Source organism: Edwardsiella hoshinae NBRC 105699 = ATCC 33379 (genome assembly GCF_000474215.1).
GTDB classification, from domain to species: domain Bacteria; phylum Pseudomonadota; class Gammaproteobacteria; order Enterobacterales; family Enterobacteriaceae; genus Edwardsiella; species Edwardsiella hoshinae.
The window spans coordinates 1-800 of sequence record NZ_BAUC01000043.1; the positions used below are offsets into that span (position 1 = coordinate 1).

Annotated in this window: 2 tRNA genes; both read right to left on the minus strand. The window is 54.4% G+C overall.

Annotated features, from left to right (window positions below):
• Positions 1-72: 72 nt before the first annotated feature.
• Positions 73-149 (minus strand) — tRNA-Arg (locus EHO01S_RS15730).
• A gap of 4 nt (positions 150-153) precedes the next feature.
• Positions 154-246 (minus strand) — tRNA-Ser (locus EHO01S_RS15735).
• Between the last annotated feature and the right edge of the window lie 554 nt (positions 247-800).

The following is an 800-nucleotide window of genomic DNA, read 5'->3' on the forward strand; positions in this document are numbered from 1 at the left end:
AACTTACTTGACGACACGGGGCGTTCTGATTCCCGTATCCAGCTTACCGCACGAAGCCGTAAACCTGAAAGATGGTGCATCCGGGAGGATTCGAACCTCCGACCGCTCGGTTCGTAGCCGAGTACTCTATCCAGCTGAGCTACGGATGCAAAATGGCGGTGAGGGGGGGATTCGAACCCCCGATGCAGCTTTTGACCGCATACTCCCTTAGCAGGGGAGCGCCTTCAGCCTCTCGGCCACCTCACCACACGCGACTCTTGCGAGTTGTGCCCACTCAACCTTTCGTTGTCTCATCGGCACTGCGTGGCGCACATATTACTTTCACGGGCTGATAAGTCAAACAATTTTTCCTGAGTTTTTGTGCAACCTGAATCGTTTGCACATTTCGCACCCAAATCGCTGCGAACAACAACAAAATGCCGTTTTTATAAACGCCGAAATAGCGGCATAGCAGGGCTACCGCCTCCTAAGCGCCTCCCTACTTTTTTACCGCCAGCCACAGTACCCCACGATGAAGCACGCTAACCGCCGCAAAAAACAGCACCATAACCGGAGCGCATCCAACCAACAGTCGCGCTAGGTGGCTTAGCAGTAGGCAGTAGGCAGTAGGCAGTAGGCAGTAGGCAGTAGGCAGTAGGCAGTAGGCAGTAAGAGCAGCCTCATAACAAGTCAAGCAGTCAAGGGATCACCGATGTGAACCAACGCGGCACAGGAAGCAGGAAGCAGGAAGCAGGAAGCAGGAAGCAGGAAGCAGGAAGCAGGAAGCAGGAAGCAGGAAGCAGGAAGCAGGAAGCAGGAAG